General features: G+C 48.4%; 7 protein-coding genes. 5 read left to right on the top strand and 2 right to left on the bottom strand.

The annotated features are described in order from the left end of the window. Positions 1 to 470: 470 nt before the first annotated feature. The gene (locus K2G43_RS04070) at positions 471 to 2,225 is read left to right on the top strand and encodes a DUF4925 domain-containing protein (RefSeq protein ID WP_300153061.1); all 1,755 of its coding nucleotides are present in this window, start codon (positions 471 to 473) and stop codon (positions 2,223 to 2,225) included. 172 nt (positions 2,226 to 2,397) lie between these two features. Beyond that, positions 2,398 to 3,684 carry an L-serine ammonia-lyase, iron-sulfur-dependent, subunit alpha gene (locus K2G43_RS04065; protein WP_300153059.1) on the top strand — a complete coding sequence of 429 codons (1,287 nt, stop codon included), beginning with the start codon at positions 2,398 to 2,400 and terminating at the stop codon, positions 3,682 to 3,684. A 50-nt stretch (positions 3,685 to 3,734) separates the two neighbouring features. Here the strand turns inward: K2G43_RS04065 and K2G43_RS04060 are convergent, their stop codons facing one another. Further along, the gene (locus K2G43_RS04060) at positions 3,735 to 4,304 is read right to left on the bottom strand and encodes an FKBP-type peptidyl-prolyl cis-trans isomerase (RefSeq protein ID WP_300153057.1); all 570 of its coding nucleotides are present in this window, start codon (positions 4,302 to 4,304) and stop codon (positions 3,735 to 3,737) included. A 366-nt stretch (positions 4,305 to 4,670) separates the two neighbouring features. On the opposite strand from K2G43_RS04060, the gene K2G43_RS04055 reads away from it, so the two are divergent. Beyond that, positions 4,671 to 7,769, top strand: coding sequence for a SusC/RagA family TonB-linked outer membrane protein (locus K2G43_RS04055; protein WP_300153056.1), 3,099 nt, complete (start codon positions 4,671 to 4,673; stop codon positions 7,767 to 7,769). A gap of 12 nt (positions 7,770 to 7,781) precedes the next feature. Then, a complete protein-coding gene (locus K2G43_RS04050) occupies positions 7,782 to 9,626 on the top strand; it encodes a RagB/SusD family nutrient uptake outer membrane protein (protein WP_300153054.1) in 1,845 nt (614 codons plus the stop codon). Between the two features lie 538 nt (positions 9,627 to 10,164). Here the strand turns inward: K2G43_RS04050 and K2G43_RS04045 are convergent. Then, entirely contained in the window at positions 10,165 to 12,339 is a 2,175-nt protein-coding gene (locus K2G43_RS04045; RefSeq protein WP_300153052.1) for a polysaccharide lyase 8 family protein, read from the bottom strand. A 359-nt stretch (positions 12,340 to 12,698) separates the two neighbouring features. Between K2G43_RS04045 and K2G43_RS04040 the strand changes: the two genes are divergently transcribed. Continuing rightward, positions 12,699 to 15,914 (top strand): TonB-dependent receptor, encoded by a 3,216-nt coding sequence (locus K2G43_RS04040; protein WP_300153050.1) that lies wholly within the window; start codon positions 12,699 to 12,701, stop codon positions 15,912 to 15,914. Positions 15,915 to 15,984 lie beyond the last annotated feature (70 nt).

Here is a 15,984-nt window from a genome sequence, read left to right as displayed (position 1 = left end):
CGGACATTCTTCGGTCCTAGGGAGTGGAGTTTGTCCGAAGAACGTCCGAAGCCGAATAGGTCCTGGTAGGGGTGGGACAGGGAGCGGATAGGGAGGAGCGGGAGAGAAAGGGGGAAAGGCCGTTTTTTCACCGGAACGTGTCGGCTGTGAAAAGGTGAGGGGAAATATATTTACATCCAGTGGGAATGGGACGATTGTTCCAGTGCCATTTTCATGCCTGTGGGCAATTGGGCTACAAAATCAACTTCCCGAAACACTCGCTTCTGTGCAATGAAAGGAAGGAATGCAAACCTTGGGGCAGGTGTTTGCAGGTGTATTATGACTCTTTCTTAAAAAAAGAACACTCTTTTTTTAGAAAAGACCTTGCTCAGTCTCTTTTTTAGGTGTTACTTTGCACCTTGAATTAAAAATAGGAGATTAATGGCTTCTTGAGGAAGCTTTTTATTAACTAAACAAGTACTCATAAAAGTATGAAAAAGAATTTATTTTATTTGTTTGCATTGATCTGTTCAATGAGTTTGTTCACGGCTTGTAGTGATGATGATGAGCCTTGGAAAGATTTGCCCAAAGGGGAGCTTGTATCTGACAAAACAGAAATTGAACTGAATGGGGAGGCTACAGATGGCCAAGTGTCGTTTACGGCAATTAGTTCTGAAGCCGCTCAGGTAGGATTGAAGAATGTGATTGATGGTTATAGCGATGTACAGGTTGACGTTGTCATGGAAGCGCAAGCTGACGGTAGTTTCGCTTTTAGCGGAAGGAAAGAGCTTGTAACAAAGCCTGTCACTCGTGTAGATGCGACTCCGGCTCCTTTCCTCGTTGTGGAACTGAACGGAACGATTGCCAAAACGGGTGCTGCTACACTTAACATAAAGACTTCAGGACTTGGACTTAGTCTGGGAACTTATGCTGCTGAAACCCTTGTTCTTACTTACAACGGAACAGTACAAAACGGAAAGACTGTAGTGGTAGATGCTACTGCTGGTGATAATGCCAGTTTCTTGCTCCAAGGGGTAGTACCGGGAGAGGATGAAGCCATTCTGGAAAACATCGCTTATAGCAATGATACTTTCCAAGGTACAGCAGAAACAGGGCTTTATACCATAAAGGTATCCGGTAAACGTGAAAACAAAGTGCTGTCGCTCAACTTGACAGCAACCTTGAAGGAAGCTCTGCAGGGCGGACTTGCCGGAACATGGAAGCTTTCTACTGACATCGCATATTACGATGATGATACTTGGGAGTCGGTTATGCTGCCTACTTCTGCCGTACATTTCGTATGGTCTGCTTTGGATGACTCTCAGATGAACGGACAGCAACTTGCTAACTTGGGTACTCTTTTCGGTTCTCACATTCTTGGAGAAGTGCTTTCGGATATTACGCTTGAGGCTGATGGAAACCTGACTGCCGCCTATTATTCCGGCATCAATACATCCATGATGCGTGATGGTACTACCGGTGAATGGGTGGAAACACAGAAATACCTCGAAGAGTCCGGTATGGGAGATTATTACGATGAAACGACTATGTGGATGATGACCAAGTTGGGTTCTTATAGCGTAGACATTTATCCTCGCGATTGGCAGAGATCTCCTAAGGATTTGGTTTATTGGTATGTAAGAGATGGCTATTTCTATGTGATCCCCAATGTAGCCCGTATCATCGAACAGGCACTGGCCGACAAGGGCGAAAACATTGATGTAACGCCTATTCTTGAAATTATCCGGAGCCTTGAAACTGCTACAGACGAACAGTTGATGCAAATGGTCGGCATGTTGGGACAACTACTTCCGGGTGTTGACCTCAGCGCGATTGATGTAAAGACTGTCCGCGTTATTTTGGGATGGCTCAAGACGGGTGTTCCTTTGAAATACACGGCTGAAAATGGTGTACTCAATCTTTATATTGACAAAGAGATGGCCAGACCTTTCATGGACATCGTAATCTCTTTCCTGCCCATGTTACAACAGGAATTCGATAAACTGGCTGCGGAGAATCCGATGATGGGCTTTGTTACTAAGCTGCTGGGTATTCAGAAATTTGAAGACCTGGGAACTATCTGGAAAAACAATACGGATGAATTTACATTGGGTATTAACTTCAAAACTGAGAACAGTGAAAAAGCTGCTCGCAATGCCATGCATGTGGGCGGAATGAATAATCTGCAACAGACCTTCGACACTCTGTTACGGAAATTCGATAAGACTCAGGTAGGAAACGAATAAGATAGTCCCATAGGCTATGGGAGGACGCCCGGCAAGCTCTTGTGAGCCTCGCCGGGCGTTTTTTCTTCTCTTATCCGTCGAAAACCATACCATAAAAGGAAAGAGTTAGAGATAAAATTGTTAGCTTTGTATCTCCTAAATTTATTCATGAAAAATAGAGATGCTTTGAGCTATGAAAGAGACAGAAAGACAACAGATTATTGCTTTAGTCAAATCGGAAGTGATACCGGCCATCGGCTGTACGGAGCCCATTGCCGTGGCATTGTGCGTGGCTAAGGCCGCGGAAGTATTGGGCAAGCGTCCGCAGAAGATAACGGTGCTTTTGAGTGCCAATATCCTGAAGAACGCAATGGGGGTAGGCATTCCCGGCACAGGGATGATTGGGTTGCCCATCGCTGTGGCGTTGGGTGCCTTGATAGGCAAGTCCGAATACCAGCTGGAAGTGCTGAAAGAGAGTACACCGGAGGCTGTGGAAGAGGGGAAACGCTTCATCGAAGAAAAGCGTATCCACATATCGCTGAAAGAGCATATCGAGGAGAAACTATACATTGAGGTCTGTTGCGAAGCCGGAGAGGAGAAGTCGACCGCCATCATTGCCGGCGGACACACTACCTTTATATATATAGCGCGCAACGGCGAAGTGCTGCTAAACAAGCAGGCCGCAGCAAGCGCCGAGAAAGAGGAGGCTGCACTCGACCTGACCTTACGGAAGGTATATGATTTTGCGTTGACCGCCCCGTTGGAAGAGATACGTTTTATCCTTGAAACCGCCCGTCTGAACAAGGCCGCTGCCGAGCGCTCTTTCGAGGGCGACTATGGGCATGGTCTGGGAAAGATTCTTCGCGGCACTTACGAGCATCGGGTGATGGGCGACAGCGTTTTTTCACACATTCTTTCTTATACCTCCGGGGCTTGCGACGCGCGTATGGCAGGTGCCATGATTCCGGTGATGAGTAATTCGGGAAGTGGCAACCAAGGCATATCCGCCACGTTGCCGGTCTTGATTTATGCCGAGGAAAACGGTAAGTCGGAAGAAGAGATTATCCGTGCCCTGATGCTGAGCCATCTGACGGTCATCTACATCAAGCAGAGCTTGGGGCGCTTGTCCGCCCTTTGCGGTTGTGTGGTGGCTGCTACCGGTTCCAGTTGCGGCATCACCTGGCTGATGGGAGGGAGCTACGAACAGGTGTCCTATGCTGTGCAGAATATGATTGCCAATCTGACAGGTATGATTTGCGACGGTGCCAAGCCCAGTTGCGCCTTGAAAGTCACCACTGGCGTATCTACCGCCGTTCTTTCTGCCATCATGGCCATGGAAAACCGTTGTGTGACCTCCGTAGAAGGCATTATCGATGAAGATGTAGACCAAAGTATCCGCAACTTGACCCGAATCGGTTCCAAGGGCATGAACGAAACTGATAAGCTGGTACTTGAAATCATGACAAGCAAGGAAAATTGAAAGAATTAAACCTCGGTTGGATATTAGAACCGAGGTTTAATCTTTAATTCTCAATTGCATCCTTCGCATCCGCATCCGCTGCCGCAATCTCCACCGCCACAGCTGTCGCATCCGCATCCGCAACCGCCGCTGGCCATACGTAGCAGTTCGGACACTTCCTCGTTGGTGGCAGGACGGTTAGTCTTTACTTCGCCCACAAAGTTCAGGTCGCAGCCGGCCAACGGGTGATTCATATCCATCACTACGACATCTTCTTTCACTTCGACCACACTGCCGTTGATGTGCTGGCCTTCATTCGTCATCAGAGGGACCACTGCGCCTTCGACGATGCGTTCACTGTCGAACTTCCCATTAATGATGAAAATCTCTTTGGGAAGGTCGATAACGTGGTCTTCGTCATACTCGCCGTATGCTTCGGCAGCAGGGATGGTAAAATCGAACTTCTCTCCGGCCTGCAAGTCCTTTATCTGTGCCTCGAAAGGTTCAAGGGTCAGTCCCAGTCCGGAGATAAACTGGAAGGGGTGTTCGGCAGGCGCCTCTTCGGTAAACTCTTTCTCTCCGTTTTCTATTGTGTACAGCTTATAGGCCACGGTGATGTACTTGTTTTCTACTGTTTCCATTTTCTCTATTGTATTGATTGTTTAATTTAGTGGGCGAAGATACGAATATTTTGTATGACTTCTTCTTCTTGTGTGTCCAAAAGCTTTATCCAATTTGTTTTAGATTTCTTTTACGGAAAATCTTATTCTCTTTTTTGTAGAAGTATAGCATTGATAATCATTTTGTTATTGCTGATTGTTCGATTGAGTAAGAGAAAAGGTGAATATAGTAATATGCCTTGTGTGTTGCAGTTTAATTTTGCATACAGATTGAAATTTTAAAACACCTTAAAAAGGCGTAAAATATGAACACGTAAAATATAAAAAAGAAGAGATATAATACTAACACAATTTTTTCAAAACCTAATCTAAAGTCTAAAGTAAACAATGAATCTGAGAAAGTATGTAGTTTTATTGTTGCTGGTTCTTTGCTTGCCGTTATCGGCTCAAGACGGGAAGCTCACCATTTCGGGAGAAGTGGTGGATAACTTGGGAGAACCGGTTATTGGTGCCAATGTCCTTGAAGTAGGCACCACGAATGGAGTTATTACCGATTTGGACGGACGTTTCAAGTTGTCGGTCAACTCTAAGTCTGAAATTCAAGTTACCTTTATTGGCTACACACCGCAATCTTTCAAAGCGAAGGCCGTTCCGGCGAAAATCGTGTTGAAGGAAGATAGCGAGATGTTGCAAGAAGTAGTCGTAGTCGGTTATGGTACGATGAAGAAGTCCGATTTGACCGGTGCCGTTGCCTCTATCAAGGGTACGGACATGGAGAAAGAGCAACGCCAGACTATCCAAGACATGCTCCGCACGGGCGTAGCCGGTCTTTCGGTAGGTATGGAGACGGATGCCAAAGGCAACACTTCGATGCTGATTCGCGGTAAAGGCTCTATCGCTGCCAGTACCGCTCCGCTGTTGGTATTGGACGGTGTGATTTTCAGCGGACAGATGACCGACATCAACCCGAACGACATTGAGCGTGTGGACGTGTTGAAGGATGCCAGTTCCACAGCCGTTTACGGTGCGCAGGCAGCCAACGGTGTTGTGCTGATTACCACCAAGAAGGGCGGTGGCGACAAGCCTACCATCAACTTCAACGGTAGCTGGGGATGGGCGATGGTACACTCCAGCCCGGAGGTCTATGAAGGACAGGACTTCGTCAACTTCCGTCAGGCAGTGATGAAGAGCCAGCAGTACGAACAGGCTGCTACCGGTTACTTTGACAACCCTGCCAACATGAGCAATACCGAACTGGCGGAATGGATGGGTTCTGATACCGGCGACCCCACACGGGTATGGCTGACTCGTTTGAGAATGGAAAGTGTGGAGATAGACAACTACATGGCAGGCCGCACCGTGGATTGGAGAGACTTGACACAACAAACCGCACTGCGCCAAGACTATACGCTGAGCGTATCGGGCAAGAAGGGAGAGATGTCCTATTATTCTTCTATTAACTACCTTAAGAATGAGAGTAATAACATCGGTAGCGAATATAGTGCTATCCGCGCTCGTGTGAACTTGCAAAATAAGGTACAAGGTTTCCTGACCTACGGCGTAAACGCTCAATTCACTTCACGTGCCGAAGGCAAGATGGCTGGTGATGATGGAGGTCCGTATGCTGTATGGAGTACAACGCTTTCACCATACGGAAATGTGTACAATGAAGACGGAACCCTGACTTACTATCCGAACTCTAACAACAATGCGACCAATCCTTTGCTGAACATGACTTATACCGAGAAGCAGAAGGATTACGAAAACCTGAACGCTTCTCTCTACCTGAAGCTGGACTTGCCGCTGGGCTTTTCCTTGCAGACTACCTACTCTCCGCGTTTTGAGTGGGTGAACTACATGTTCCACAAGGATGCCGACCATCCCGGTTCGGGTGCGCAAGGCGGTTACGTTAACCGTTGGGCGCAGAAAGACTTCTACTGGCAGTGGGACAACATGTTGAAGTGGAACAAGAGCTTCGGCAAGCACTCACTGGACTTCACCGGATTGCTGAATTGGGAGAAGTTCCAACGCTGGAAAACGCAAGCCACAAACGAAGCGTTCCAGCCGAGCGACAACCTGGGATTCCACGGCATTGACTTCGGTACAGTGCCCAACGTAGGTTCCAACGACATTTACCGCACCGGCGCTGCCATGATGGCACGTCTGCACTACTCTTTCGCCGACCGCTATCTGGTGACGGCCACGGTACGCCGCGACGGTTATTCCGCTTTCGGTCAAGAGAATCCGTGGGCTACCTTCCCTTCCGTGGCATTGGGATGGGTCTTCACCGAAGAGCCTTTCTTCAAGAACTTGAACATCGGCTGGCTGGACTATGCCAAGCTGCGCCTCTCTTACGGTGAAAACGGTAACCGTTCGGTAGGTGAATATGCCGCCCTGATGAAGCTGCGCGCCATGAAATACCTCTACATCGACCAGAAGACGGGTGAACTGATAAACGCCAATACCTTCTATTGCGAAAACATGGCAAACGCTCACCTGAAATGGGAAAAGACTACCTCTTACAACCTCGGTCTGGATTTTACTACATTGGGAGGTCGCCTGGGTGGAGGCATCGATGTCTATCACAAGAGCACAACCGACCTGCTGAACAACCGTCAGTTGCCTACCATCATCGGCTACACCAGCGTGAAAGCCAATATCGGCGAGGTGTGGAACCGTGGTGTGGAACTCTCATTGCACTCTACCAACATCCAGAACAATGTGCTGACTTGGCGTACTACCTTCAACCTGGCTTACAACAAGAACACTATCAAGCATCTGTATGGCATCATGGAGGATGTAAAAGATGAGAACGGCAACGTAATCGGACAGAGAGAGGCAGACGATATTGCTAACGGTTACTTCATAGACCATGCACTGGATGAAGTGTGGGGCTACAAGTTCATCGGCGTATGGCAGGAGAACGAACGCGAAGAGGCTGCCAAGTACGGCCAGATTCCGGGTGACCCGAAGATTTACGACAAGGACGGAAACCATAAGTATGGCAACGATGACAAAGTGTTCCTGGGCAATACGACTCCGAAGGTACGTTGGAACATGCGCAACGAGTTCACGCTCTTCAAGAACTTCGACATCTCCTTCAGTATGTATTCCTACTTGGGACACATCAAGAAGCAAGACCGCTTTACCAACAACAATGCCTTGCTGAACACGGTAAACCAGATTAAACGTGACTACTGGACGGCGGAGAACCCCATCAACGACTATCCGCGTCTGTCCGCTAAGAGCCCGAGCGGCATCGGTTACAGTATCTATAAGAAGGCCTCCTTCATGCGTATCGACAACCTCTCATTAGGTTACAGCTTCCCCAAGAACCTGTTGAAGCCCGTGAAGCTGGAAGCGTTGCGCCTGAACCTGACCGTGAAGAACCTGGGTTACTTTACCGGATGGCCTGCCTACGACCCCGAAAACTCGGACAGCAACACCCCGAGAACAGTTACTTTTGGTATTAACATGACATTATAATAACAACAGACCATGAAAAGTTTGATAAAACATACATTAGGATATGCCGGCATGCTGGGGGTGATGTTCACTGCCACCGGTTGTTCCGACTGGCTGGACCCCAAGCCGCTCTCTTTCTTTACTCCTGAAAATACGTTCAACACCTACGAGGGACTGAAGACCAGTACCGACATGCTGAACCGTGATGCACGTTACTTCGATTTCTATCCCACGGCCGGCTCTGCCGACCCCGACATCCTGTCGGAGTACTTCTTCTCCGAGATGGGTGTGAACGGACGTACCGATGCTTCTAATGCCCCGGTGGACTTGACACGCCAGATTACCCCGTCCGCCAATCTGACAGGTAATGCCTCGCAGATTAATAACTACTGGACCTATCTGTACAAGGGTATCAAGGATGCCAACACCATCTTCGACCGTGCGCAGAATGTGGACATGGACGAGAAAAAGAAGAACGAAGTGCTGGGGCTTGCCGCCTTCCACCGTGCCTTCCGCTACTACCGCTTGGTTCACCAATACGGCGATGTCCCCTTCATTGTGCACGAAGTGCTGGGACCGCGCTATGACTTTAACACCACCAAGCGTGAAGCCATCCTGCGCTACCTGAAGAACGACTTGGAGACCTACGCTCCCTTCCTCTCCAACGATGTGTACATCGGCCAGGTGACCAAGGCTGCCGCCTACCACCTGCTGGCCAAGATAGACTTGGCGTTGGGTGAGTTCGATGCTGCCGTGGCTGCCGCCAGCGAAGTGATAGGCGACGGTGTTCATCACCTGATGACCGAACGTTTCGGTGTAGACAAGGACTTGGTAGAAAAAGACGTCGTATGGGACTTGCACCAACCGGACAACAAGGCATTGCCCGAAAACAAGGAAGTGCTCTATATCAGTATCGACCGTTACGATGCAGGTAGTGACATGCGCTCGGCTGCCGGTCTGGAAATCAAGCGCCAGATTATTCCTTGGTATTCGGCTGCCAACCAGCTGAAAACCCCTGCCGGCGAGAATGGCTTTGCCGACAACAACGAGAAGAAGAATCCCTACCTGGTGGAATACGGCCGTGGCCTGAATACACTCCGCGCCACTTGGTACCACCAGTACAGCATCTGGACACTGGACGATACGGACTACCGCCACAAGAAAGGCAACTGGATGCACATCAGTGACCTGAAGTACAACAACCCGGATATGAAGGACAAGAGCTGGCTGGGCAAGACCGTCCGCCTGTATGCCGACGACGGCACTATCCTGTCGCCGGACACCATCCGTGCCTGGAGCGGTTGGCCTCACTACAAGTCGAACATCCCCGACCAGAAAGCCGGTTGGTGGCGTGGCGGCTGGGCCGATTGGTATGTGTTCCGTCTGGCTGAAACCTATCTGTTGCGTGCCGAAGCCTATACTTGGCTGGGCAAGACCGACTTGGCTGCGCAAGACCTGAACAAAGTGCGCACACGTGCCAACGCCCGTCCGCTGGATGCCAGCGAGGTGAATATCAGTCAGATTCTGGATGAACGTGCACGCGAGCTGTTCTACGAAGAGCCCCGTAAGTGCGAGCTGACCCGTATCGCCTTCCTCTTTGCCAAGACCGGAAAGGCCGACGAGAAGGGACGCACCTACAGCATGGACAACTTCGCAAAGGAGAACTACTTTTACAACCGTATCATGGATCGCACCGAGTTCTATAACAAGGGCGTGAAGAACAAGGCCGGTTTGGAATACACCCTCTCTCCGCATCACGTGCTGTGGCCCATTGCCGAGAAGGCCATTGCCACGAACGTGGAAGGACACATCAATCAGACTCCGGGCTATGCCGGTTCCGAGAATAACATCGAACCGATGGATCTCCCCAATCCGTAATAGCTGATTTTGATTAATACTTACCAAGGAGAAGCGCATCTGTATAGAGAGAAGGATGCGCTTCTTTGTTTTAGTATAAACCAATCAATCATTTAAATAATTATTCTCGTACCGACAGCGGCACACGCTATGGAGCCTTCAATAAGTTCAATGTCTATGTGGCTATTGCTGACGGGCATTATATAGGCGATGGAGAGCGATTTGGGGTAGCAATGACGGCGAAAATTTCGACATGCTTTTGAGGATCAGGTACTTGCCGCCAATATCAACGAAGTGAACGTAGTGTTGCCAATATGTTCAATTACCATTATTTCAAACTATGGATTACCGGATGGGATACTAGAGGAAATATCATCCAGATGTCCGACTTCAATATCAGAAAAGTAGTTTACGCTGAGTGAGGTTCGCTCTTGTTATAGGCACTAAAGAATAAAGCGGATTTTATGGATTTTTTTTGATTAATCCGTAAAATCCACTTCATTCTTTAAAAGATTGGGTATAGATTGTTATCAATAATGTGCGGTGTGGTGGTGCATTTTTAATCAGCATCCGTATGGAGCCGGTATGCTTTGGTAGCCCCGGCTTGGATGCCGCTGTTCTTGAAATCGCAGTGCAGGGTGGTTGTCTTCTTGCTCAGTGCGGGAAGACGGAGGCTCACCTGGATTTCTTCCTGCGTCTGTCCCGGGTCGGCAATGTGCAGGGTGCCGTCTTCCTTGATGAGGAGGGTGCAGGGACGATCCACGGTCACTTGAAGTTCTTTGTGCTTGAACGTGCCTGCGGTGTAGAAGACCATTCCCCACAGCTTCAGTTCCTTGTTGCGTACCACCTGCATCCGGGGTGTGTTGCTGAGGATGCTTACGGGGCAGTGCTTTCTGTATTGTTCCACTTCGGCGGCTGTACGTTTGCCCGGCACCACGATGTAGGCATAGTCGGCGCCTGCGGGTTGCATGCCGTGCTCAAAGTTCAGGGTGAACACATCTTGGCGTACGGTGTCTTTGGAGGTGGTGCGGTTGATGTCGTGCCACGTGCCGCTTTGCGTCTGTTTGGACACGGTGATCTGCCCGCCGTTGGGGAAGAGGTAGGCGACGTTGTTGTGGAGCACCCATTGCGGAGAACGGTAGCCGGCTGTAACCTGTTCCTGCCCGTTGACGCTCTTGCCTGAACATACCAGTACCTGTTTGTCCTGTGCCAGCAGACATTGGTTGACGGTGGTGTTCACTTCGGCTGTTGCGGTGGAGTGGATGTCCGTGCCGAGGCAGACCACTTCGTTGTCGAAGAAGAACCAGGCCTTGCGGGCACCGGTGTGTACGCCTGTCAGGGTGTCGTTGTAGGCGTATGCCGATACGCCGTAGAGGCTGTCCGAAACGCCTCCCGCGAAGGTGGAGCTGCCGGGCATCTGCCAGTCGTTGGGTGCCATGGGGATGGGGGAGAGTTGCGGGGCGGTGGTGCCAGGGATGCGCGTCCAGTTCCATACGGGGAAGATGTTGAAGTATTCGTCTCCGTTGTTGGTGATGTTGGTGCAGCCGTCGGACATGAAGTAGGTCTTCAGGTTTTCGCCGTTGCCATATTCGCATCGTATGGTGCGGGTTGACACCATGCGTACGTCAAAAGTGTAGTGCGGACGTATGTGCAGGGTGTAGTCGCCGCGGTAGTAGTGCGTGTGTTTCGGGACGAGGGCGTATGAGGCTTCCTTTTCTCCTTCCAGTCGGGCGATGATGGCTTTGAACTCGTCGGCGTGTGCCGGGTCCAGTTGCGCCATACGGCGTGCGAAGAGTGCCGTGTACGACTTGTCGAGTATGTTGGTGCGGCTTACGCCACGTCCCAGTACGTCGAACAGCATGTGGCGGCCCCGGATGGTGGCGTAATAGGTCTCGCGCATGAACTTGCTCAGCAGGGCGAGCTTCTCTTCGGGAATGGCGAAGCGGGTGCCTTGGGTGTACATCGCCACTTGGGTGATGCCTTTCAGTATCTCGTCGCCATATCCGCCGATGTAGAGCTGCTGTCCGTGCTGGAAGTAGCAGTTGTCGTGCTGGAATCCCTCTTTGGTGGTATAGACGATGGGGTTATAGACGTTGTCGAGTGCCAGGGTGAGGTCTGCTTCGTTCTCGCTGAGGCAGGCGCGGTATATCCAGTGCAGGGCGATGTCCGTGCGGTTGGCTCCGGTCCATTTGGCGGGGTGGCCTCCGTCTTTGCGTATGCGCTCCAGGGTCTTGCTCTCCAGTTCGGCGGGAATCTGCTGCTTGCCGATGCGCAGCTGTATCAGCATGACGCCTATGCGCTGAGGTTCGGCAATCTGGTTGTACCACCAGTTGTGGCACCACGGGTTTCGTTCGTACCAGTATTCCAGTCCTTTCACTATCTTGTCGAAGAGTGCTTCGTTTTCATAATACTTGTTGCCGGGTGTGGTATAGGCGAACGCGAAATCATACAGTCGGTCAATGTGCAGCAACGGCGGCCAGAGGGTGCGCTGTATGCTGGCATAGTCCACGTCGCTGAAAGAGCCGTCGGTTTCGTTGTAGGTCTTCAGGGCTTCTTCTATCTCTTGTGCCGGAGGATTGGTGGCGAAGTCCTGTCTGATTTTCTGCATGAGTTGTTGGAATTCGTTGTTTTCATGGCTTGAGCCGTTCGGGGTAGCCGTTTGCGCCCATAGCTGGCTGCTTGCGGCGAGCCAGGCAAACAATAAAACTGCAAGGTTCAAAATACGATTTTTCATTGGATTGTTTTTATGATAATATTATATAATGTATATCTATTTTGTGCATGCAAAGGTATGGCATTTTATTGGTATTTTAATCCTCTCCCGAAAGGATTTGAACGATGTGTGAATGAAAAAGGATATGCTTAATTTGTTGTTTTATAGTGTGTTGTATTGCTCTGCATATTTTGAGTAAAAGAAAAAGCAGATAGAGTAAAGCGTGATATTATAATTGCGGTAGTTTTGCAGCGTTAATTTTGTTTTAAACATGAAGAAAGATGTGAATCGCAAGAAGCAGATCGGAGAGCATGGTTGGCAAAGGTAACATGAAAAACATGTATTATCAAACAATTATTCATTAACTAATCTAATTAAGAATGAAAAAAGTGTCTTTTAATTTCTCAAGAGGAGCGCTGTTCTGCGCACTTTGTACGCTTTCGGGTGCGAGTGCGATGGCGATTCCGGTAGGTAGTGAAAACCTTTCGGGTGTAGATGCTGTGCAGGTTGTGGCTCAGAACGGAAAGACAGTGAAAGGTGTGGTGACGGACAATTACGGTCCGGTGCCGGGTGCCAATGTATTGGTAAAAGGAACAACGAATGGTGTGATTACCGATATGGATGGTAATTTCACGCTGACCAATGTGCCTGAGAACGCTGTGTTGCAGGTGTCTTTTATTGGATATGTGACTCAGGAGATAAAGGTGGCAGGAAAGACAACTTTCAATGTAAAGCTGAGTGAGGATGCCAAAGCTTTGGAAGAAGTGGTGGTAGTGGGTTACGGTTCGCAGAAGAAGGTGAACTTGACCGGTTCTATCGGGCAAGTTGATTCTAAAGTTTTGGAATCTCGTCCGATAACTTCTCCGACGAGTGCATTGCAAGGAACTATTCCTAACTTGCAGATTACCAACCTGAGCGGTGAACCGGGACAAGCGGCTTCGCTGAACGTGCGTGGTACCACTTCTATCAACGGCGGTAGCCCATTGGTGCTGGTAGATGGTGTAGAGATGAGTCTCGATCTGGTGAATCCCAATGATATTGCCAATGTGACAGTGTTGAAGGATGCCGCTGCATCTGCCATTTATGGTGTGCGTGCTGCGTTCGGTGTAATATTGGTGACTACCAAGAGCCCCCAGAAGGTAGAAAAGGTGACTGTGAACTATACTGGTAACTTTTCTTTTGCAAAACCTTCTATTATGCCGGAATTCCTCACTAGTCAGTCTGAATTTGCAGAATGGATGAATCAGGCTTGTATTAATGGTAGTGTTCCTACAAAATATAAGCAGGAAACTATTGACAAGATGAAAGCATACGAGGCAGACCCGAGAAACAATCCTGAATATGAAGTGATTGACGGACAGTTGTATTATTACGGCTATTCAGATTTTAAGGAGAAGATGGTGAAGAATGTGGCTCCTACACAGCGTCACAACTTGAACATCTCTGGCGGTAGCGAGAAGACCCGTTTCTATACTTCTGTAGGTTACTTGAACCAGGAAGGGTTGTATAAGGTGGGTGATGATAACTTTAAACGTCTGAATACTCGCTTGAATGTAGAAAACCAGACAACGAAATGGTTGAAGTTGGGTTTCAAGGCCTTGTATAACTATAGCACTTCTGACAAACCTTATACGTATGACGGTAAGGATGTGTGGAAGCGTGTGATTTATTCATTGCCTACGGACTTTATCAACGCTTGGCAGAAAGACGCACGTTATCCGGAACTGGATAAATTTGATGGCGTTTACAGTGAGAACAATGCTTATTCATTGATGAAGAACGGTGGACGTAACAAGTCTGACAAGCATGATATTTGGTTGACAACAAGCGCAGACCTGAAAATCCTGAAGGGGTGGGGGGCTCATGTTGACTTCAACTATAACTTGAATTATCAGAAAGCTTCGGAACACTCTAAGCCGATTAAGTTCTTTGACGGTCAGTTCAATGAAACCTACGGGCGTACAAGTACGAACTATTACAAGATGACAAACTATAATACAAGTTATTATTCATTCAATGCTTATACGGATTATGAAAATACGTTTGCCGAGAAGCATTATGTAAAGGCAATGATTGGTTTCAATCAAGAGCTGACTCGCTATTCAACCTTCAGCGGACGGCGTGATGGTATTCTGAATGAGAATTTGCCTTCGTTAAGCCTTGGCTCAGGCATTCATACTGTAGCTCAGAATGGATATGAATGGGCTTTGCGCGGTGGTTTCTTCCGTGTGAACTACATCTATAACGATCGTTATCTGTTGGAGGTGAACGGACGTTATGACGGTACTTCCCGTTTCCCATCAGACAATCGTTTCGTGTTCTTGCCCTCCGTTTCAGGCGCATGGCGTATCAGTGAGGAGAAATTCATGGAAGGTACACGTTCTTGGTTGGACAACTTGAAGATTCGTGCCACATACGGTGTACTGGGTAACCAGATGATTTCTTCGAACGATTGGAGTGGAAATACCAAATATTATCCGTACATTCCGTTTATGAGCAACGGTACTTCCACGCTGTGGACTTTTGGAAATGAAAACGCCACTACAATCAATCCAGGAAACTTAGTTAGTGCGGATTTGACTTGGGAAAAAGTATCTACCGTGAATGTCGGTTTGGATGCAAGCTTCTTCAATCAGCGTTTGAACACCAGCTTCGACTACTATGTACGTACTACTTCCGATATGTTGATTAAAGAAACTCTTCCTGATGTACTGGGAACATCTGCTCCTCCTGCCAATTCGGCAGAGTTGAAGACTCGTGGTTGGGAGTTCACTATCAGCTGGAAAGACCGTATCGGTAAGGATTTCGGATATGAACTTGGTTTTGTGTTGTCCGATTCTCAAGCAGAGGTGACGAAATACAAAAATCCGACAAAGTCTATTGATACTTACTATGTTGGTAAAAAGATTGGTACTCTCTGGGGTTATGAGACAGAAGGTTTGTTCCAGAGCGATGAAGAAGCTGCTAACTGGTATAGCCAGAAGGACATTAAGAACATAATTTGGGGTGCCGGTGATATCAAGTTCAAGAATCAGAATGGTGATGATGTCATTGATGATGGCGCCCGTACATTGGATAATCACGGTGACTTGAAAGTTATTGGTAACACCACTCCGCGCTATCAATATGGTATCACAGCCAACCTGACTTATAAAGACTTCTATCTGAATATATTCATGCAAGGTGTGGGTAAGCGTGATGCTTGGCTGAGCGATGAGGCTTTCTGGCCGGCAGCTACGCAGTATTACAATGCACAGAAGTGGCATGTCTCTGATTCTTGGACTCCGGAGAATCCGAACGCTTACTTCCCCATTGTACGTGCTACGGACAATCGTAACAGAGCTGTGATGACAGACCGTTATTTGCAGGATGCTTCTTACTTGAGAATGAAAAACCTGACATTCGGATGGAATTTGCCGAAACAGTGGATTAGCAAAGTCTTCTTGACCAATGCTTCTATCTATGTGAGTGGCGAAAATCTGTTTGAGTTTACGAAGATTAAAGGCCCGTATGATCCGGAAGCTGCCCGTGGAAACGGTGTTATGCTTTATCCTTTTATGAGAACATATTCATTTGGTGTTAATCTGACATTCTAAAAAAGTAAAAGAACGATGGAAAGACAATAGGAAAATATATATTGGCAGGTATGGCTGTTCTGGCTATGAC

This window comes from Bacteroides sp. (assembly GCF_029057325.1).
Taxonomy (GTDB): Bacteria; Bacteroidota; Bacteroidia; order Bacteroidales; family Bacteroidaceae; genus Bacteroides.
This window is presented reverse-complemented; position numbering and strand designations above follow the sequence as displayed.

Excerpts from the sequence above, each read along its gene's own strand:
- K2G43_RS04070 (WP_300153061.1), top strand. The coding sequence starts at position 471 with ATGAAAAAGAATTTATTTTATTTGTTTGCATTGATCTGTTCAATGAGT.
- K2G43_RS04065 (WP_300153059.1), top strand. The coding sequence starts at position 2,398 with ATGAAAGAGACAGAAAGACAACAGATTATTGCTTTAGTCAAATCGGAA.
- K2G43_RS04060 (WP_300153057.1), bottom strand. The coding sequence starts at position 4,304 with ATGGAAACAGTAGAAAACAAGTACATCACCGTGGCCTATAAGCTGTAC.
- K2G43_RS04055 (WP_300153056.1), top strand. The coding sequence starts at position 4,671 with ATGAATCTGAGAAAGTATGTAGTTTTATTGTTGCTGGTTCTTTGCTTG.
- K2G43_RS04050 (WP_300153054.1), top strand. The coding sequence starts at position 7,782 with ATGAAAAGTTTGATAAAACATACATTAGGATATGCCGGCATGCTGGGG.
- K2G43_RS04045 (WP_300153052.1), bottom strand. The coding sequence starts at position 12,339 with ATGAAAAATCGTATTTTGAACCTTGCAGTTTTATTGTTTGCCTGGCTC.
- K2G43_RS04040 (WP_300153050.1), top strand. The coding sequence starts at position 12,699 with ATGAAAAAAGTGTCTTTTAATTTCTCAAGAGGAGCGCTGTTCTGCGCA.